Origin of the sequence: Glaesserella australis (assembly GCF_003260095.1) — a bacterium.
Classification (GTDB): Bacteria; Pseudomonadota; Gammaproteobacteria; order Enterobacterales; family Pasteurellaceae; genus Glaesserella; species Glaesserella australis.
In genome coordinates, this window is the sequence record NZ_PTPX01000010.1 from 49294 (window position 1) to 67432 (window position 18139).

Annotated in this window: 17 protein-coding genes and 1 riboswitch; all 17 genes read left to right on the forward strand. The window is 40.0% G+C overall.

The genetic code is table 11. The features are described from left to right. Positions 1-134 precede the first annotated feature (134 nt). The 17 genes from C5N92_RS05100 to yciH all read left to right on the forward strand — a co-directional run bounded on the left by C5N92_RS05100 (position 135) and on the right by yciH (position 18096). The gene (locus C5N92_RS05100) at positions 135-1211 is read left to right on the forward strand and encodes a NapC/NirT family cytochrome c (RefSeq protein ID WP_238138458.1); all 1077 of its coding nucleotides are present in this window, start codon (positions 135-137) and stop codon (positions 1209-1211) included. Between the two features lie 48 nt (positions 1212-1259). Continuing rightward, positions 1260-1400, forward strand: a riboswitch (molybdenum cofactor riboswitch). A gap of 119 nt (positions 1401-1519) precedes the next feature. Beyond that, the gene (gene torA, locus C5N92_RS05105) at positions 1520-3994 is read left to right on the forward strand and encodes a trimethylamine-N-oxide reductase TorA (protein WP_111749783.1); all 2475 of its coding nucleotides are present in this window, start codon (positions 1520-1522) and stop codon (positions 3992-3994) included. A 105-nt stretch (positions 3995-4099) separates the two neighbouring features. Further along, on the forward strand, positions 4100-4498 hold the full coding sequence (locus C5N92_RS05110) for a DUF423 domain-containing protein (protein ID WP_111749784.1): 399 nt from the start codon (positions 4100-4102) through the stop codon (positions 4496-4498). Next, a complete protein-coding gene (rlmM, locus tag C5N92_RS05115; protein ID WP_111749785.1) occupies positions 4498-5574 on the forward strand; it encodes a 23S rRNA (cytidine(2498)-2'-O)-methyltransferase RlmM in 1077 nt (358 codons plus the stop codon). Before C5N92_RS05110 ends, rlmM begins: the two co-directional genes overlap by 1 nt. A gap of 128 nt (positions 5575-5702) precedes the next feature. Continuing rightward, the gene (uspA, locus tag C5N92_RS05120; RefSeq protein ID WP_111749786.1) at positions 5703-6128 is read left to right on the forward strand and encodes a universal stress protein UspA; all 426 of its coding nucleotides are present in this window, start codon (positions 5703-5705) and stop codon (positions 6126-6128) included. Between the two features lie 227 nt (positions 6129-6355). Continuing rightward, complete coding sequence (gene alaS / locus C5N92_RS05125) at positions 6356-8980, forward strand: alanine--tRNA ligase (protein ID WP_111749787.1); 2625 nt, start codon at positions 6356-6358, stop codon at positions 8978-8980. A 63-nt stretch (positions 8981-9043) separates the two neighbouring features. Continuing rightward, on the forward strand, positions 9044-9229 hold the full coding sequence (gene csrA, locus C5N92_RS05130; RefSeq protein ID WP_111749788.1) for a carbon storage regulator CsrA: 186 nt from the start codon (positions 9044-9046) through the stop codon (positions 9227-9229). A 50-nt stretch (positions 9230-9279) separates the two neighbouring features. Further along, positions 9280-10644 carry a phosphohexomutase domain-containing protein gene (locus C5N92_RS05135; RefSeq protein ID WP_111749789.1) on the forward strand — a complete coding sequence of 455 codons (1365 nt, stop codon included), beginning with the start codon at positions 9280-9282 and terminating at the stop codon, positions 10642-10644. Positions 10645-10723: 79 nt separating this feature from the next. Beyond that, entirely contained in the window at positions 10724-11611 is an 888-nt protein-coding gene (galU, locus tag C5N92_RS05140) for a UTP--glucose-1-phosphate uridylyltransferase GalU (RefSeq protein ID WP_111749790.1), read from the forward strand. A 49-nt stretch (positions 11612-11660) separates the two neighbouring features. After that, complete coding sequence (gene degS, locus C5N92_RS05145) at positions 11661-12707, forward strand: outer membrane-stress sensor serine endopeptidase DegS (RefSeq protein WP_111749791.1); 1047 nt, start codon at positions 11661-11663, stop codon at positions 12705-12707. Positions 12708-12715: 8 nt separating this feature from the next. Beyond that, positions 12716-13384, forward strand: a complete 669-nt coding sequence (cmk, locus tag C5N92_RS05150) for a (d)CMP kinase (protein WP_111749792.1) — start codon at positions 12716-12718, stop codon at positions 13382-13384. Between the two features lie 95 nt (positions 13385-13479). Further along, on the forward strand, positions 13480-15147 hold the full coding sequence (gene rpsA / locus C5N92_RS05155; RefSeq protein WP_111749793.1) for a 30S ribosomal protein S1: 1668 nt from the start codon (positions 13480-13482) through the stop codon (positions 15145-15147). Positions 15148-15216: 69 nt separating this feature from the next. Then, positions 15217-15498, forward strand: coding sequence for an integration host factor subunit beta (locus C5N92_RS05160; RefSeq protein WP_111749794.1), 282 nt, complete (start codon positions 15217-15219; stop codon positions 15496-15498). A 69-nt stretch (positions 15499-15567) separates the two neighbouring features. Continuing rightward, complete coding sequence (locus C5N92_RS05165) at positions 15568-15852, forward strand: LapA family protein (RefSeq protein WP_111749795.1); 285 nt, start codon at positions 15568-15570, stop codon at positions 15850-15852. After that, a complete protein-coding gene (gene lapB, locus C5N92_RS05170; protein ID WP_111749796.1) occupies positions 15852-17045 on the forward strand; it encodes a lipopolysaccharide assembly protein LapB in 1194 nt (397 codons plus the stop codon). Before C5N92_RS05165 ends, lapB begins: the two co-directional genes overlap by 1 nt. A 15-nt stretch (positions 17046-17060) precedes the next feature. Continuing rightward, complete coding sequence (gene pyrF, locus C5N92_RS05175; protein ID WP_111749797.1) at positions 17061-17753, forward strand: orotidine-5'-phosphate decarboxylase; 693 nt, start codon at positions 17061-17063, stop codon at positions 17751-17753. Between the two features lie 31 nt (positions 17754-17784). After that, entirely contained in the window at positions 17785-18096 is a 312-nt protein-coding gene (yciH, locus tag C5N92_RS05180) for a stress response translation initiation inhibitor YciH (protein WP_111749798.1), read from the forward strand. Positions 18097-18139 lie beyond the last annotated feature (43 nt).

Below are 18139 nucleotides of genomic sequence, written 5' to 3' on the forward strand. Positions count from 1 at the left end.
AATACGCAAATCTGCGTATTGGAATGGCTTTCCCTGAAACCTATAATTTCCGTACTTTTATTGTTGTATTTTTATTTGTGGGGTAACAAATGTTGGGATTTAAGAAAAAAGCCATTTTGGGTGGATTGGCGTTAATGCTGGCTGGGGCAGGGATTTTTGGTGGGACGCAATATGTGATGAAAGCGACCAGTACCACGGAGTTTTGTGTCAGTTGCCATTCAATGAGCCACCCACAAGCTGAGTGGGAGGGAAGTGTTCACTTTTCTAACCGCAAGGGTATTCGTGCAGAATGTGCTGACTGCCATATTCCTGAAGATCCTATTCATTATGTGAAAGCGAAAGTGTTTGCCATTAAAGATCTTTGGCACACCTATGTCACTAATAAGTTACCCGATCAAGAAGCCTATGAAGCACATCGTTTAGAAATGGCTCAAAAGGTTTGGGAAGATATGAAAGCGACTGATTCGGCAACCTGTCGAAGCTGCCACAGTTTTGATGCAATGGTGATTTCTGAGCAAAAAGAAGCAGCACAGAAAATGCACAAGTTAGCACAAGAGACCAACCAGACCTGTATTGATTGTCATAAAGGGATTGCCCATTTTATGCCTGAAATTCCTGTGGACAGTGCGGCAGCGGCAGGCGAATTAGCAAAATTTGGCGGCAATTTCACCGCTAGCGATAAGACGCTTTATGCGTTAGCGATGAGCAATGCCCAGTTTTCTGATGCAGGCGAAGCACGTTTGATGCCTTATGCCGAATTGACAGAATGGAAAGAGCAGGGCGATCAAGTTCAGGCAACGGTGAAAGGCTGGCAACAAGTTGGAGCTGAGTCTGTGGTCTATATGGATTTGGGTAAACGCATTATGGTGGCGTTATTGGGCGATGAGGTAAAAGAGAAAGTTACAGTAACTAAAACCGTCTATGACAATGTAACCGCATCAGATTGGAAAGAAGTCCATTTCCCTGTGACTTTGCCGAAAAGTGCGGTGACTTCTAACTTAAATGCGTTAAATCAATTTGGGAATAATCTAAACCAAACCCATTGTAGCGGTTGCCACGCTCCGATTGGTGCGGATCACTACACGGCGAACCAGTGGATTGGCGTGGTCAATTCAATGAAAGACAGAACATCAATGAGTGCAGATGATGTGCGTGCTGTGACGATTTATCTGCAACGTAATGCAAAAGATATTGTGGGTAGTTCTCACTAATTTTTTACAACAAAATGCTCGTCTCTGGCATTTACAAATCACAGAGACAAACTAACCCGACTCCGAGCCTGTCGTCCTAAGTCTGATGATATGGAACCAGTGCCTGTAATTTGCTTGCAAATTACACAATGGTACGTTTAGAAATGAGCGTGCCACTCCCCTTTAGAAAGGTGTCGTTATATCAACTTTCACAAACTGTATTTGCGAAAGTGGTGATCCGTTTAAGGCTTTTCTGACGGATCACAAGCGGTATCTTTCTTTCTCTTTTTTGCAAATGCTGTTGTGAAATTTCATTAATGAGGTTTCAAATGAAAAAGCAAGACAAATTCAACGCAAGTCGCCGTGATTTTCTTAAAAATTCATCTTTAGGTTTGGCAGGTGCTTCCCTTGCAACAAGTGGCGTAACATCGCTACTCAGTTCAAATGCTGTTGCCGCAGAGCAAACGGCGGTAATGACCGCAGCACACTGGGGACCGATTGGCGTGGTAGTCGAAAATGGTAAAGCGGTTAAATCAGGGGCAGCAATTACGCCTGTGATTGAAAATGAATTACAAAATGTCGTACCTGATCAACTTTATAGCGAAGTGCGGGTGAAATATCCTATGGTTCGTAAAGGCTATTTGGAAGGCAACAAAGACACAACATTGCGTGGACGTGATGAGTGGGTGCGTATTTCGTGGGATAAAGCCTTTGAATTGGTGCATAACGAAGTGAAACGTGTGCGAGATGCTCACGGTGCAGGCGGTATTTTTGCAGGTTCTTACGGTTGGTATAGCTCAGGGGCGTTGCACGCCGCTCGTACCTTGTTACATCGCTATCTGAATTTAACAGGCGGTTTTGTGGGCGTAAAAGGCGACTACTCAACAGGGGCGGCTCAAGTGATTATGCCACACGTTTTAGGCACAATCGAAGTGTATGAGCAACAAACCAGCTGGGAAGTAGTGTTGGAAAGCTCGGAAATCGTGGTACTTTGGTCTGCTAACCCGATCACGACATTACGCAATGCGTGGACATCGACTGACCAACAAGGCGTGGAATACTTCAAAAAATTAAAAGAGAGTGGTAAACGTGTGATCTGTATCGACCCAGTAAAAAGCGAAACTTGCGAATACTTGGGAGCAGAGTGGTTGCCGATCAACACTGCAACAGACGTGGCATTGATGCTAGGGATTGCCCATACGTTAGCCACTGAAGGTAAAGTAGATACCGCATTTATCAAAAAATACACCACAGGCTACGATAAATTTGAAACCTATTTGCTTGGTAAAGAAGACAATCAGCCGAAAGATGCAACTTGGGCAAGTCAAATTACAGGCGTGCCAGCAGAAACGATCAAAAAATTAGCGGCAGATTTTTCATCAAAACGCACAATGTTAATGGCAGGTTGGGGTATGCAACGTCAGCGTCACGGCGAACAAACGCACTGGATGATCGTCACCCTTGCGTCAATGTTAGGTCAAATCGGCTTACCGGGTGGCGGTTTTGGTTTGAGCTATCACTATGCAAACGGCGGTGCACCAACGGCAACGGGCGGTATTTTAGGCTCTATCACTGCAAGCCCATCGACCGAAGCTGGCGAAAAAACGTGGTTGGACGATACGTCTAAATTCTCGTTCCCATTGGCTCGTATTTCTGATGCATTACTCAATCCGGGCAAAACCATTCAATATAACGGCACAGAAGTCACCTACCCAGACATTAAATTGATTTACTGGGCGGGCGGTAATCCGTTTACGCATCACCAAGACACTAACACACTCGTGAAAGCGTGGCAAAAACCAGACACTGTCATTGTGAATGAAGTGAACTGGACACCAACGGCTCGTATGGCGGATATTGTGCTACCAGCCACCACAAGTTATGAACGTAACGACTTAACAATGTCGGGCGACTATTCAATGATGAACATTTACCCGATGAAAAAAGTGGTCGAACCGCAATTTGAAGCGAAAAGCGATTATGACATTTTTGCAGAATTGGCAAAACGTGCAGGGGTTGAACAGCAATTTACCGAAGGCAAAACCGAAATGGATTGGTTAAGAGGCTTCTATAACACCGCCTTTGAAGCCGCACGTAAGAACCGTGTGTTAATGCCGAAGTTTGAAAAATTCTGGGAAGAGAACAAACCAGTTACCTTTAAAGCGACAGAAAAAGCGAAAAAATGGGTGCGTTATGAAGCATTCCGCAACGATCCGCTTCTCAATCCATTAGGTACGCCATCGGGTAAAATCGAGATTTTCTCGGATACCGTTGCGAAAATGAATTATGACGACTGTAAAGGACACCCAACGTGGTTTGTACCAGCAGAATATGCCGGCAATGTGACCGCTGAAGAGCCGTTAGCGTTAGTGACACCACACCCGTACTACCGCTTACACAGCCAACTTTGCCATACGTCATTGCGTCAAAAATACACCGTAGCAGACCGTGAGCCAGTGTTAATCTATACGGAAGATGCAAAAGCACGTGGCATTGCAAGCGGTGACATTGTGCGTATTTTTAACAAACGTGGGCAAGTGTTGGCTGGTGCTGTGGTGACTGACGGCGTGATCAAAGGCACAGTGGCACTACACGAAGGGGCTTGGTACGATCCACAAGATCTCGGCACAAGCGAAAAACCGTTATGTAAATTCGGTAACCCGAACGTACTAACCCGTGACGAAGGCACATCAAAACTCGCACAAGGCAACTCGCCAAATACCGCGATTGTCCAAGTGGAAAAATTTGTCGGACAAGCACCGGAAGTGACCGTGTTTAAAGAGCCGAAGTATCAACAAGGCTAAACTTTTTCTTTAAGATCAAAGGCTAAATGCGAAAGTGTTTAGCCTTTTGTTTTGAGAAAATAGATGGGAATATGGTATATTGTCTGCCTATTTTAAGGAGACTCCATGAAAAACAAATTTCTTTTAATCGCAGCTCTAAGCGGCTTTTTCTGCATAGCATTCGGGGCATTTGCTGCTCACGGCTTGCAGAAAGTGTTAGAACCTAAAGCGTTAGCGTGGATTGAAACAGGTTTGCAATATCAAATGTTTCATACTTTGGCGTTAATGGCGTTGGGCTTGTTCCAAATTGCAAATTTTTCGCAAAATCCGCCCGCTTGTCGAGCTAAAGCCTTTAATATAATTGGCGGCAGTTGGGCGTTAGGGATTTTATTGTTTAGCGGTAGTTTATACGCCCTTGCGTTAGGGGCAAGCCGTGCGATTGCTTGGATAACGCCTATCGGCGGTTCGCTCTTTTTAGTCGGCTGGGCGGCGTTGGTTTATATTAGTGTGAGAAGTCAGAAGTAATGAATAAATTAGCTTTATATTGCCGTGCTGGTTTTGAAAAAGAAGTAGCAGGGGAGATTAACGATAAAGCCGCTCAATTGGGGATTTACGGCTTTGCGAACCTAAAAGAGAACAGCGGCTATGTGATTTTTGAGTGCTATCAAGCAGGGGAAGCAGATAGATTAGCCAAAGAATTAGCGTTTAATCAGTTGATTTTTGTGCGGCAGATGATTGTGGTGGGCGAATTGTTGCAAGATTTGCCTGAAAATGATCGTATTTCGCCAATTTTAGCGGAATATCAACGCCTAAACCCAAAAAACAGTAGCGATATTTTGGTTGAAACGCCTGATACCAATGAAGCGAAAGAACTTTTGACTTTCTGTCGTAAATTTACTGTACCGCTACGCAATGCCTTGAAAAAACAGGGCTGGTTAGGGGCGAAAGAAACGGCGAAAAATAGCGTAAGTTTGCACGTTTTGTTTATCGGTTCGGGCAAATGTTATGTGGGCTATGCTTATAATCATAACCGATCACCGTTTTTTATGGGCATTCCACGTCTGAAATTCCCAGCCGATGCACCGAGCCGTTCAACCTTAAAATTGGAAGAAGCAATTTTAACCTTTGTGCCACAAGCCGAAGAGAAACAACGTTTTACCGAGCAGATGTGCGGCGTGGATTTGGGGGCTTGCCCGGGCGGTTGGACTTATCAGCTCGTTAAGCGAGGATTGTTTGTTTATGCGGTCGATCACGGAAAAATGGCGGCAAGTTTACACGACACGGGGCGAATTGAGCATTGTGCGGAAGACGGCTTTAAATTCCAACCGCCAAAACGTAAACAGATTGATTGGTTAGTGTGCGATATGGTGGAACAGCCGTTGCGGATCAGTAAGCTGATTGCCAAATGGCTAGTCAATGGCTGGTGTCGTGAAACGATTTTCAACTTAAAATTACCAATGAAAAAGCGTTATCAAGAAGTGCAACTCTGTTTTGATACCATTGCAGAAATTTTAGAAAAGCAAGGGTTGAAATTTACTTTACAAGCGAAACAGTTATATCACGATAGGGAAGAGATTACGGTACATATTCAAATAAAATAGATTTGCAAATAAATTTTAAGAAATTTACTAAATTTGAGAAGTAGTTCAAATTTTATATATTAAGACTGTGGTAGTATTTCTCTAGAAGTAGAAAGTAACTCAATAACCTATATAACAAGGAGCTTATTATGTATAAACATATCTTAGTTGCAGTAGATCTTTCTGAGGAAAGCTTGGTGTTATTGCGTAAGGGGGCGAGTCTTGCAGAGAAATGTGGAGCAAAATTATCGCTGATTCATGTAGATGTGAATTTTTCAGATCTTTATACTGGACTTATTGATATTAATATGTCATCAGTGCAAGATTCTGTTTCTGAAGAGACAGTAAAAGCACTTGAGGAATTAGCCAATAAAGTCAACTATCCAGTGACTGAAAAATTAAATGGTAGCGGTGATTTTAGCCAAGTACTTGAAGAAGCTGTCGAAAAATACCAAGTAGATTTACTGGTAACGGGACATCACCAAGATTTTTGGAGTAAGTTTATGTCATCTACTCGTCAAGTGATGAATAGTGTGACAGTTGATATGCTAGTTGTTCCGCTCGTCAGTGAATAAAATAGCTTTGGCTATTCATTGGTAAAATAGTTGTTAAAAAAGACCGCTTGTGTAGCTGAAACATTCGCTTCCAGTTACTCAAGCGGTCTTTTTTTAACACAAAACACACAATTTATTCAGTAAAAAATACACGTATTCAAAAAAATGTGTAGAATACGGAGGTTAATTACTAATATACTTTAGTAAAAACATAGATATACCATTTTTTATATATCCGAGTAACATTAATGAAAACAACATCAGAGATTAGACAAGCCTTTTTGGAGTTTTTCCAAAGTAAAGGACATCAGATTGTGCCAAGTAGCTCGCTTGTACCTGAGAATGATCCGACCTTGCTATTTACGAATGCAGGAATGAACCAATTTAAAGATGTGTTCTTAGGATTAGATAAGCGTAGTTACAACAGAGCGACCAGTTCTCAACGCTGTGTGCGTGCTGGCGGTAAACATAATGACCTTGAAAATGTGGGTTATACCGCTCGTCACCATACATTCTTTGAAATGTTAGGCAACTTCAGTTTTGGTGATTACTTTAAACCCGATGCGATTGCGTTTGCGTGGGAGTTTTTGACTTCGCCACAATGGTTAGGCTTACCAAAAGAGAAATTATGGGTAACCGTCTATGAAACCGACGATGAAGCCTATGAAATTTGGAATAAAGAGATTGGTGTGCCGGCAGAGCGTATCGTGCGTATTGGAGATAATAAAGGTGCACCTTATGCGTCAGATAACTTCTGGCAGATGGGCGATACCGGTCCTTGTGGCCCTTGTACTGAGATCTTCTACGATCACGGTGATCATATTTGGGGCGGTCCACCAGGTTCAGCAGAAGAAGATGGCGACCGTTTCATTGAAGTGTGGAACGTGGTCTTTATGCAATTTAACCGTCAAGCCGATGGCACATTAGAGAAATTACCTAAGCCATCTGTGGATACAGGTATGGGCTTAGAGCGTATCAGTGCAGTGTTGCAACACGTTAATTCCAACTATGAAATTGATATTTTCCAAGCGTTAATCAAAGAGATTGCGTCTCTGTTAAACGTGACAGATTTAGACAATAAATCCTTGCGTGTAATTGCAGACCATATTCGTTCTTGTGCCTATTTAATTGCTGACGGGGTAATGCCGTCAAACGAAGGTCGTGGTTATGTATTACGCCGTATTATTCGCCGTGCGGTACGTCACGGTAACATTTTAGGGGCGAAATCGGCGTTCTTCTATCAATTAGTGCCAACCCTTGCTAAAGCAATGGGACACGCAGGTGAAATTTTAACGCAGAAACAAGCCCATATTCAGAAAGCGTTAAAAGCAGAAGAAGATCAGTTCGCGCGTACCCTTGAGCGTGGTTTGGCATTGTTAGAAGATGCGTTAGCTAAAGTGGATAATAAGGTTTTATCGGGTGAAGTGGCGTTTAAACTTTACGATACTTATGGCTTCCCACTCGATTTAACGGCAGATGTGTGCCGTGAACGTGATATTACCATTGATGAAGCAGGCTTTGAGCGTGAAATGCAAGCGCAACGTGCAAGAGCGCAGGCAAGCAGTAACTTTGGTACAGATTATAATAATGTGATTAAAGTCGATGGCTCAACAGAGTTCAAAGGCTATGAAGTTACAACGTGTGATGCAACGGTGGTTGCGTTATTCAGTAATGGCAAAGCGGTAGAAAGTATCCAGTCGGGTGAAAATGCCGTTGTTGTGTTAGATCGTACAGCTTTCTATGGAGAGTCAGGCGGTCAGGTTGGGGATAGCGGTGTGATTACGTCAGAAGTTTGCAACTTTGACGTAAAAGATACACAAAAATATGGTCAAGTCTTTGGGCATATTGGTCAATTAACTTCGGGGGCTTTAGCCGTTGGTGATAAAGTCAAAGCGGAAGTGAATGCGACACGTCGTCACGCTATTACCTTAAACCACAGTGCGACGCACTTATTACATTCGGCACTTCGCCAAGTGTTAGGTGATCACGTTGCACAAAAAGGCTCTTTGGTGTCAGAAACTTCACTTCGTTTTGATTTTTCTCAAGGTGAAGCAATCTCAAAAGCTGACTTAGAAGAGATTGAGCGTATTATTAATACGAAAATTCGTGAAAACATTGTAGTTACAACTGAAGTAATGGATCTTGAATCAGCGAAGCAAAAAGGTGCTATGGCACTTTTCGGTGAGAAATATGGAGATAGAGTTCGCGTTGTAGATATGACAGCGTTTTCTGTAGAACTTTGTGGTGGTACTCACGTTAAACAGACAGGTGAGATTGGCTTATTCAAATTAGTATCTGAAAGTGCAGTTGCAGCAGGTGTTCGTCGTGTAGAAGCGGTAACAGGCGAAAATGCGATTGCCTTAATTCATCAGCAACAGCAAGTGCTAAATCAAAGTGCTGAGTTGTTGAAAGCAGATACAGCAAGCCTTGTTGAGAAAATTCAACAACTGCAAGAGAAAAGCAAGAAAGTAGAGAAAGAGCTACAACAGCTCAAAGATAAACTTGCTCTTCAAGCAGGTGGCGAATTAGCAAAACAAGCTCAACAGATCAATGGCGTGAATGTGGTTGTTCAACGTTTAGACAATGTTGAAGTCAAAGCATTACGTTCAATGGTTGATGACTTGAAAAATCAACTCGGCTCTGCAGTGATTGCATTCGCAACGCAAGCAGATGACAAAGTTAATTTGATCGTAGGTGTAACAAAAGATCTTACAGACAAAGTGAATGCGGGTGAACTTGTTGGGTTAATGGCTCAAGAAGTCGGCGGTAAAGGTGGTGGTAGAGCTGATATGGCAATGGCTGGTGGTAACCAACCAAACAATATAGCCCAAGCCCTCAATGTTGCGACAAATTGGATTCAAGCAAAACTCTAATTATAAAGAGCAAACTAGAATGACTTTAGTTTGCTCTGATAAAGTCTAAAAGGAGAGATAGTTATGCTTATTCTAACCCGTAAGATTGGCGAAAGCTTATTAATCGGTGATGATGTAGAAATTACTGTCCTAAGTATTCGTGGTAGTCAGGTAAAACTAGGGGTTAAAGCTCCAAAAGAAATTTCTGTTCACCGTGAAGAAATTTATCAAAGAATTAAAGCATTAGCTGAAGAAGCTAAGCAAGAGTGATGTAATTGGATTTGCTCAAAGAATTAAACTCAACAAAATAAGGAAATATTATGGACAAACTAACTTGTTTTAAGGCTTACGATATTCGGGGGCAATTAGGAACAGAACTAAATGTAGATATTGCATATCGCATAGGTCGAGCATTTGGACAATTCTTGAAACCGAAAAATATTGTTGTAGGTGGTGATGTGCGTTTAACCAGTAACGAGTTAAAAAGTGCAGTTACCAATGGTTTGTTGGATTCAGGTGTAGATGTGATCGATCTCGGTCAGACTGGTACTGAAGAAGTCTATTTTGCAACATCATTCTTAGGAACTGATGGTGGTATAGAAGTGACAGCTAGCCATAATCCAATGGATTATAACGGAATGAAACTTGTTCGCGCAGGCTCTAGACCCATTAGTGCAGATAGTGGACTTGCTGATATTCAACGTTTAGCTGAAGAAAATAATTTTCCACCCGTTAGTCAACGAGGTAGATACACTCAAAAAAGTGTATTAGGTGAATATGTTGAACATTTATTGTCATATATTGACTTATCTAAACTCACACCAAAAACCTTAGTGATTAATTCTGGTAATGGTGCGGCGGGGAAAGTTATTGATGCAATTGAAGCTCAATTCAAAGCGCATAATGTTCCAGTCGCTTTTATAAAAGTCCATAATAATCCAGATGGGACTTTCCCAAATGGAATTCCAAATCCTATATTACATGAAAATCGTCAAGATTCTGCAAATGCTGTATTAGCAAATAATGCTGATATGGGGATTGCTTTTGATGGTGATTTTGATCGCTGTTTTTTATTTGATGAGAAAGCAGGATTTATTGAAGGATATTATGTTGTAGGTTTATTGTCTCAAGCATTCTTACAAAAGAATAAAGGAGCAAAAATCATTTATGATCCTCGTTTAATTTGGAATACAGAAGAATTAGTTGCAGAATCTGGTGGTGAAGCTGTAATGTCTAAATCTGGTCACTCATTTATTAAAGAAAAAATGCGTGAAGTAGATGCCATCTATGGTGGTGAGATGAGTGCCCATCACTATTTCCGCGATTTCTTCTACTGTGATAGCGGTATGATTCCTTGGTTATTAACTTTAGAGTTACTTTGTACAACAGGTAAAACATTAAGTGAATTAGTTGGTGAACGTTTAGAAAAGTTTCCATCACCTGGTGAAATTAATAGTAAGTTAGCTGATGCGAAAGTTGCGATTGAACGTGTTCTTAATACTTATAAAGAACGAGCAAAATCCGTAGAAACTTTAGATGGTATTAGCGTTGAATTTGAAAATTGGCGATTCAATTTGAGAAGTTCAAATACTGAACCTGTTGTTCGTTTGAATCTCGAAACTCGAGGTGATAAACAGTTAATGCAAGAAAAAACGGATGAGGTTTTAGCCTTACTTCGTCAATAATTTGCAAATTTTTATTGAAAACAGACCGCTTGCTTTTGTAGGCGGTTTACTTTTATCTTTTATTTTGTAAGGATTTTTCATGAAAGTTATTATTCCTGTCGCAGGTTTAGGCACACGTATGTTGCCTGCAACGAAAGCAATTCCAAAAGAGATGTTAACTATCGCAGATAAACCACTCATCCAATATATTGTGAATGAGTGTGTAGCAGCGGGAATTAAAGAGATTGTGCTGGTTACGCATTCTTCTAAAAATGCTATCGAGAACCACTTTGATACATCCTTTGAGTTAGAAACGATGCTTGAGAAACGGGTAAAACGTCAACTGCTTGATGAAGTGCGTTCTATCGTACCAAAAGATGTGACTTTAATGCATGTGCGTCAAGGGCAAGCGAAAGGATTAGGTCATGCAGTATTATGTGGTCGAGCGGTCGTTGGCAATGAGCCATTTGCGGTAGTATTACCTGATGTTTTATTAGCAGACTTTACAGCCAATCAGAAAACCGAGAACCTTGCTGCGATGATTAAACGTTTTAATGAAACGGGAAATAGCCAAATTATGGTGGCTCCAGTGGCAAAAGAGAATGTTAGTAGCTATGGTATCGTTGACTGCCAAGGTGTTGATTTACAGCCTGCCGGTACAGCAAAAATTGCCAATATTATTGAAAAACCGAGTGTAGATGAAGCTCCTTCAAATTTTGCAGTGGTTGGACGGTACGTGTTCTCAGCAGAAATCTGGGATTTACTCGCTAAAACACCTGTTGGTGTCGGTGATGAAATTCAATTAACTGATGCGATTGATATGTTAATTAATCAGCAAGATGTAGAAGCTTTCCATATGACAGGTAAAACTTTTGATTGTGGTGATAAATTAGGCTATATGGAAGCCTTTGTCGAATATAGTTTAAATCACAATAAATTTGGCGAAGAATTTAAAAACTATCTGAAAAAATTAGTAAAATCACTCTAAATTTTAGTAAGGCATATTCTTTTGAATATGCCTTATCACACAAGGAGTTATGGTGGTTGTAAAAAAAATAGCGCAAGCGGTAGGTTTTGGGCTTTTTTGTGCTGGACTTATTCTCTATGTTGCCCCTTGGGTAAATAAACATAGTAATATCATCGTCAGTGAAGATATTGCCAGTTTTCACGATGCTGTAAAAATAGCTTCTCCTGCTGTGGTGAATGTTTATAATCAGGCATTTGATTCAGTAGGAACGACATCAACGAATGAACTTCAAGTAAATAACTTAGGTTCAGGTGTTATCATGACATCTTCTGGTTATATTCTGACCAACAAACATGTCATTCAAAATGCAGATCAAATTATTGTCGCGCTTCAATCAGGATCTATTTTTAATGCGACATTAGTTGGGTCAGATACATTGACCGATTTGGCAGTGTTAAAAATAGATGCAGATAATTTACCAACGATTCCACAAAATAGTCAGCGTATCTCGCAAATTGGTGATGTTGTTCTTGCGATTGGTAATCCTCTTAATTTAGGTCAGAGTATTACCCAAGGTATTATAAGTGCTACAGGGCGTAATGCACTTTCTGAAATGGGCAGACAAAATTTTATTCAAACAGATGCATCTATTAATAAGGGAAATTCTGGGGGAGCTCTTATTAATTCTGCAGGAGAAATCGTCGGAATAAATACGTTAAGTCTTGGAAAAAATAGCGATGAATTAGCAGAAGGACTAAATTTTGCCATCCCGATCTCTTTAGCGAATAACGTCATGAATAAAATTATTAAAGATGGGCGCGTTATTCGAGGATATTTTGGCGTTAATAGCTCTTTATTTTATTCAGCCAAACAATTAGGTGTAGGAGATAAAGGTGTATTAATCACAGGCGTTGTTGAGAATGGACCAGCAGGTAAAGCGGGTATTGAAGCTGGCGATTTAGTCTTACAAATTAATGATGTAGAAGCAGAGTCTCCATCACAAATGATGGAATTGATTGCAGATATGAAACCTGGAACAATAGTCAAAGTAAAGCTATCACGCCAAGGGCAAATTATTGAAGTGAATGTTACGATTGGCGAGTTCCCTGAAGTATAGGATATAATATGAAAAATATTGTTATTACAGTAGATGGTCCAAGTGGTGCAGGTAAAGGTACGTTATGTCACGCCCTTGCGGATAAATTAGGGTTTGATTTTTTAGACTCAGGTGCAATTTATCGTATTTTGGCTCTAGCTGCGGTGAAGCAAGGTATTGATTTTGAAGACGAAATGGCCCTTGCTGAATTGGGGCGTCAATTAGATGTGAAATTTGTGCCACAAGGCAGTGAAATTCAAGTAATTTTGAATGGTGAAAATGTGGGCGATCAAATTCGCACGGCACAAGCGGGTCAAAATGCATCGAAAATTGCAGTTTATTCTCAGGTTCGTGAGGCATTACTGCAACGCCAACGTGACTTTAGTAGTGAAAAAGGGCTTATTGCTGATGGACGAGATATGGGGACTATTGTCTTTCCTGATGCTGAAATTAAATTCTTTTTGGATGCAAGTGCTGAAGAACGTACAAAAAGACGTGTAAAACAGTTGCAAGAAAAGGGATTTAATGCTAACTTTGACGAGATTTTAGCCGAGATAAAAGAGCGTGATTTTCGGGACAGAAATCGTCCTGTTGCACCACTTGTTCCAGCTAAAGATGCGATGATTTTGGATTCAACGCATTTATCCATTGAGGAAGTAATTCAACAAGCACTGGATTATATTGCTCAAAAACTATAAATTTGTTTGCTTAACAATGGATTGTTAAGTTGTTATTCCTAACCCCATTTAGACGGATCTGAGTGGACGTTCTATTTTATTTAAGAAGATTAATTATGACTGAATCTTTTGCTCAACTATTTGAAGAATCACTAAAAGGTCAAGAAACCCGTTTAGGTTCTATTGTTAAAGGTACTGTGGTTAAAATCCAAAAAGGCCTTGTATTCGTAGATGCTGGTTTAAAATCAGAATCTGCAATTCCTGCTGAAGAGTTTTACAATGCACAAGGCGAATTAGAAGTTCAAGTTGGCGATGTAGTTGATGTAGCTCTTGATGCTGTAGAAGACGGTTTCGGTGAGACCAAACTTTCTCGTGAAAAAGCGAAACGTAACGAATCTTGGGCTGCATTAGAGAAAGCATTCGAAGAGCAAGCAACTGTTGTTGGTTTCGTGAACGGTAAAGTGAAAGGTGGCTTCACTGTTGAGTTAAACGGTGTTCGTGCATTCTTACCAGGTTCATTAGTTGATACGCGTCCTGTACGTGATTCTTTAAATCTTGAAGGTCAAACTTTAGAACTTAAAGTAATCAAATTAGATCAAAAACGTAACAACGTTGTTGTATCTCGTCGTGCAGTAATTGAAACAACAAGCTCTGCTGATCGCGAAGAAGTATTAGCGAACTTAGTGGAAGGCTCTGAAGTTAAAGGTATTGTTAAAAACTTAACTGACTACGGTGCATTTGTTGATTTAGGTGGTGTTGATGGTTTATTACATATCACAGATATGGCATGGAAACGTGTTAAACACCCGAGCGAAGTTGTGACTGTAGGTCAAGAAGTGACTGTTAAAGTACTTAAATTTGACAAAGAGAAAACACGTGTATCATTAGGCTTAAAACAATTAGGTCAAGATCCATGGGCTGCAATTGCACAAAATCACCCAGTTGGTAGCAAATTAACGGGTAAAGTAACTAACTTAACTGACTATGGTTGCTTCGTTGAAATTTTAGATGGTGTTGAAGGTTTAGTTCACGTTTCAGAAATGGATTGGACAAACAAAAATATCCACCCATCTAAAGTAGTTAACGTAGGTGATGTTGTTGAAGTAATGGTACTTGAAGTTGATGAAGAACGTCGTCGTATCTCTTTAGGTTTAAAACAATGCAAAGCGAACCCATGGGAACACTTCGCAGAAACCCACAACAAAAACGATAAAGTAAAAGGTAAAATTAAATCAATCACTGATTTCGGTATCTTTATCGGTTTAGAAGGTGGTATTGACGGTTTAGTTCACTTATCTGATATTTCTTGGAATATGACTGGCGAAGAAGCTGTTCGTAACTACAAAAAAGGTGACGAAGTAGAAGCAGTTGTGTTACAAGTTGATGCAGTGAAAGAGCGTATTTCTTTAGGTATCAAACAATTAGAATCTGATCCATTCACTAACTTCGTTGATAGCACGAAGAAAGGTGCAGTTGTGAAAGGTAAAGCTGTTGAAGTTGATGCTAAAGGCGTTAAAGTTGAATTAGCGGATGGCGTTGAAGGTTATGTTCGTGCAGCAGAAGCAACACGTGATCGTGTAGAAGACATTACTACAGTAATTTCTGTAGGCGATGAAATCGAAGCAAAATACACAGGTGTTGATCGTAAAGCACGTATCGTAAACCTTTCTGTTCGTGCGAAAGATGAAGCTGAAGAGTCAGCAGCACTTGCGCAAGTGAACAAACAAGAAGAAGCTATTCCAAATGCAATGGCTGAAGCTTTCAAAGCTGCAAAAGGTGAGTAATTAGCTCATTTCAAGCGGGTATGCTTATAGGCATGCCCGCTTAAAATATATTGCATTTTAGGAGATAATATGACTAAATCAGAATTAATCGAAAGTTTAGCAGTTAAATATCCTTCCTTGGCTGTACGATCTGTAGATGAAAGTGTTAAAGAAATTTTAGAGCAGATTATGGCTTCATTAGAGAAGGGAGAGCGAATTGAAGTACGCGGTTTTGGTAGTTTTTCTTTACATTATCGTCAACCAAGCATTGGTCGCAACCCAAAAACGGGTGAAAGCGTCAAATTAGATGCAAAATACGTACCTCACTTCAAAGCAGGTAAAGAACTGAAAGAACGTGTTGATTTAGCTTAGTTCTCTTAAAGCGACACTCGTTATAGTGTCGTTTTTTTATAAAATTTTAATGTAATAATGGAGTTACCTATGAAATATGTTTTCAGTATTATCATTGTTTTAGCGATTATTCTTGTCGCTGTTACTATTGGCGCAAATAACGATCAACTTATTACATTCAACTATATCGTTGCAAAAAGTGAATTACGTTTATCTACACTTGTTGCGATTTTATTTGGGTTTGGTCTCATTTTAGGCTGGTTTATTACAGGCTTTTTCTATTTAAAAATAAAATTACAAAATATTGCTTTAAACCGCCGTGTTAAGCGTCAAGCACAACAAATTAGCGAATTATCCTTACCGAAGGCTGAATAATGCTTGAATTATTGTTCCTTTTGCTCCCTGTTGCTGCGCTTTATGGATGGTATATGGGACAACGTAGTGCAAAAAAGGACCAAGAAACAATTAATAATAAATTTTCCCGTGACTATGTCACGGGTTTGAATTTCCTTCTTTCTAACCAACAAGAAAAAGCTGTCGATCTTTTTCTTTCCATGTTGCAAAAGCAAGAATCTGAAAATCAAATTGCCACAGAATCACAATTTGAAGCTGAATTAACATTAGGGAATCTTTTTCGCTCTCGTGGAGAAGTAGATAGAGCATTAAGAATCCATCAAGCACTAGAGACGAATCCTAATTATTCATTTGAACAAAAATTATTGGCAAAACAGCAACTTGCTAAAGATTTTATGGCAGCGGGATTTTATGATCGTGCTGAAAATTATTATATTACCTTACTCGATGAACCTGAATTTGCTGTTAATTCTTTGAGTCAACTAACTGAAATTTATCAAAAAACACGAGAATGGAAGAAAGCGATTAATGTCGCAGAAAAAAGGCTCAAAATTGAACCTGATATGGATAAAATTCCGTTGTCTCATTACTATTGTGAATTTGCTCAAACGGTTAAATTAGATGATGAAAAGCTCTTTTTATCTTCTTTAGAAAAGGCATTAAATTATGTGCCTAATTGTGCAAGAGCCTCTATTCTGCTAGGTGATTTTTTCCTAGAAAAACAAGACACTAGAAAAGCACTAAGCTACTTTGAAGCGGTATTAGATCAAGAACCTAATTACATCAGTGAAATATTAGTAAAGATTAAACAGTGTTATACTGATTTAGCTGATACAGCGAATTTTGAGTTATTTCTTATTAAAGCGAATCAAATTAAGCATAATAGCAGTGTTGATTTAGCTTTAGCTGAATTTATTGAACAAAAAGATGGTATTGAAGCTGCTCAATCTAAATTATATCAGCAGGTTAGGCAGTACCCTAATTTGATTACTTTTCACCGTTTCATCTATTATCAAGTGAATGAAGCAGAAGATGGGAGAGGAAAAGAAAGTCTTGTGTTACTACATAAAATGGTAGGTGATAGGATTAAAAACGGATTCCAATACCGTTGCTTAAATTGTGGTTACCAAAGTTATCGACTATCTTGGCAATGCCCATCATGCAGAACGTGGGAAAGTATCAAACCAATACAAAGTATTACAGAAGTGATTTAAAAACAGGAGATCTAAATGGACAACAAAATTATTGTCGCCCTTGATTATGAAACAGAAGCGGAAGCGCTCAATTTTGTCGATCAAGTTGACCCATCTTTATGCCGTTTGAAAGTGGGCAAAGAGATGTTTACTACACTAGGAACTCATTTTGTTAAACAGTTACATGACCGTAAATTTGATGTTTTTTTAGATTTAAAATATCACGATATTCCAAATACCGTAGCAAGAGCCGTACGCTCAGCGGCAGATTTAGGCGTATGGATGGTTGATTTACACGCTTGCGGCGGCTTGAGAATGATGGAAACAGCAAAACAAATTCTTGAACCTTATGGTAAAGATGCACCACTATTAATTGGTGTAACAGTATTAACAAGTATGGAAGACTTAGATCTACTACAAATTGGGATTAACGCATCGCCAATGGAGCAAGTGATTCGTCTAGCACATCTCTGCCAACGTGCAGGTTTAGATGGCGTAGTCTGTTCGCCACAAGAAGTGGAAGTATTAAGAACCCACTGCGGTAAAGATTTCAAACTGGTTACGCCGGGTATTCGCCCTGAGGGCAGTGATTTTGGCGATCAACGCCGTGTGATGACCCCAAAACAAGCGATTGACACAGGTTCAGACTATTTGGTGATCGGACGTCCGATTACTCAAGCGGATGACCCACTTGCAGTTCTAAAATCTATTAACCAATCTATCGCGTAACAAGCGGTGAGATCATCAAGGAATTTTACAGATGGCTTTAGTTTATTCCACAGAAGTTGGGCGAATTACAGAAGAAAAACCAAAGGTGGAGCGCCCTAAAGGCGATGGTATTGTTCGTATTCAACGTCAAACAAGCGGTCGAAAAGGCAAAGGTGTTTGCGTCATCACGGGCGTTGATTTAGATGATCGAGGATTAGTCGCTCTTGCTTCTGAATTAAAACGCAAAACAGGTTGCGGAGGTTCCGTCAAAGATGGCGTTATTGAAATTCAAGGGGATAACCGAGATCAGCTTAAACAGATGTTAGAGCAAAAGGGTTATACGGTGAAGTTAGCTGGTGGCTAGTAGAAGATAGAAATAGAAAATGGGGCGAAAGCCCCATTTTTTA

What these genes read in the sequence shown, in the direction of transcription:
- C5N92_RS05100 (WP_238138458.1), top strand. Translation starts at nt 135, where the DNA reads ATGCTGGCTGGGGCAGGGATTTTTGGTGGGACGCAATATGTGATGAAA.
- torA (WP_111749783.1), top strand. Translation starts at nt 1,520, where the DNA reads ATGAAAAAGCAAGACAAATTCAACGCAAGTCGCCGTGATTTTCTTAAA.
- C5N92_RS05110 (WP_111749784.1), top strand. Translation starts at nt 4,100, where the DNA reads ATGAAAAACAAATTTCTTTTAATCGCAGCTCTAAGCGGCTTTTTCTGC.
- rlmM (WP_111749785.1), top strand. Translation starts at nt 4,498, where the DNA reads ATGAATAAATTAGCTTTATATTGCCGTGCTGGTTTTGAAAAAGAAGTA.
- uspA (WP_111749786.1), top strand. Translation starts at nt 5,703, where the DNA reads ATGTATAAACATATCTTAGTTGCAGTAGATCTTTCTGAGGAAAGCTTG.
- alaS (WP_111749787.1), top strand. Translation starts at nt 6,356, where the DNA reads ATGAAAACAACATCAGAGATTAGACAAGCCTTTTTGGAGTTTTTCCAA.
- csrA (WP_111749788.1), top strand. Translation starts at nt 9,044, where the DNA reads ATGCTTATTCTAACCCGTAAGATTGGCGAAAGCTTATTAATCGGTGAT.
- C5N92_RS05135 (WP_111749789.1), top strand. Translation starts at nt 9,280, where the DNA reads ATGGACAAACTAACTTGTTTTAAGGCTTACGATATTCGGGGGCAATTA.
- galU (WP_111749790.1), top strand. Translation starts at nt 10,724, where the DNA reads ATGAAAGTTATTATTCCTGTCGCAGGTTTAGGCACACGTATGTTGCCT.
- degS (WP_111749791.1), top strand. Translation starts at nt 11,661, where the DNA reads ATGGTGGTTGTAAAAAAAATAGCGCAAGCGGTAGGTTTTGGGCTTTTT.
- cmk (WP_111749792.1), top strand. Translation starts at nt 12,716, where the DNA reads ATGAAAAATATTGTTATTACAGTAGATGGTCCAAGTGGTGCAGGTAAA.
- rpsA (WP_111749793.1), top strand. Translation starts at nt 13,480, where the DNA reads ATGACTGAATCTTTTGCTCAACTATTTGAAGAATCACTAAAAGGTCAA.
- C5N92_RS05160 (WP_111749794.1), top strand. Translation starts at nt 15,217, where the DNA reads ATGACTAAATCAGAATTAATCGAAAGTTTAGCAGTTAAATATCCTTCC.
- C5N92_RS05165 (WP_111749795.1), top strand. Translation starts at nt 15,568, where the DNA reads ATGAAATATGTTTTCAGTATTATCATTGTTTTAGCGATTATTCTTGTC.
- lapB (WP_111749796.1), top strand. Translation starts at nt 15,852, where the DNA reads ATGCTTGAATTATTGTTCCTTTTGCTCCCTGTTGCTGCGCTTTATGGA.
- pyrF (WP_111749797.1), top strand. Translation starts at nt 17,061, where the DNA reads ATGGACAACAAAATTATTGTCGCCCTTGATTATGAAACAGAAGCGGAA.
- yciH (WP_111749798.1), top strand. Translation starts at nt 17,785, where the DNA reads ATGGCTTTAGTTTATTCCACAGAAGTTGGGCGAATTACAGAAGAAAAA.